The 901-nt window shown below is 52.5% G+C and carries 1 protein-coding gene and 1 pseudogene; both read right to left on the minus strand.

Annotated features, from left to right (window positions below; genetic code table 11):
• Positions 1–511: pseudogene (locus RMT89_RS40375) on the minus strand (hypothetical protein); the annotation flags it as partial.
• A 68-nt stretch (positions 512–579) separates the two neighbouring features.
• A partial coding sequence (locus RMT89_RS40380) for a N4-gp56 family major capsid protein (RefSeq protein WP_315888728.1) occupies positions 580–901 on the minus strand: 322 nt, incomplete at its 5' end.

Here is a 901-nt window from a genome sequence, read left to right on the forward strand (position 1 = left end):
CTTTCTGATCAAGATTTATAAGGCGTATGCGTACCAGCTTCATGTTTTCTTCGATGATGTGCTGACGAAGTGATTTCTTCGGAGCATCACCAGAAACAGTGGCAGCAGGCGTTGCAGCGACCGGAGTAGCCGGTTTGTCAGAGCCTTCAGCAAGCTTCATATCGATGAGAGCTTCGAGGTAATCTGCCGTAACGTCCGGCTTGTACGCGATACCCATGATGTCAGCACGGCCCTTCATGATGGTAAGCTTGTCCACCTTGGGGGTTTCAACATCATCGGTTTCTTCAGGAGCAGACGGAATTTCTTCAGTAGGAACCACAGGAGCAGAAGCAGCTTTCGGAGCTTCCTTCACTTCTGGTTCAGCAGCCTTCGGGGCTTCGGGCTTCTTAGCCGGAGCTTCCTTGGCAGCATCCACTTTGTCCTTCGTCGTTGCAGCGGTTGCTGGCTTGGCAGCAGGCTTTTCCTTCTCAGGAGCAGCAGGAGCGATATTCGCAAAGAGTTTATCCGACATATTACTTGTATACCTTAGTTGGGTAATACAGGCAGGGGGAGACTAGCTCCCCCATCCCATATTACATCTTAGATCGGTGCGACGGTCTTCACGAGTGCCAGACGCTCAGTGCGCTTGGCGAGGAAGCCGTAGTACCACTTGATGGACGAGAAGCCCGTTTCGCCGTAAGGATCGTTACGGTCAGCAGTTTCCTTGCCCGGCATCTTGGTAAGAATGTCGAACTTGAAGACTTCACCATCAGTCTGGAAACCAATGGTCGAGAAGCTTTCAGCGCCGACAACGAGCATTGGGAACACGTCATAACGCTCGACGTTACTGACAGTCGTGGTCTGGTAGCCCGGATTAGCCGCAGTGGCTTCCTTACCGGCACCTGCCCACTTCTGCATTTCC

Origin of the sequence: Streptomyces sp. P17 (genome assembly GCF_032436805.1) — a bacterium.
In the GTDB taxonomy this organism is placed as follows: domain Bacteria; phylum Actinomycetota; class Actinomycetes; order Streptomycetales; family Streptomycetaceae; genus Streptomyces.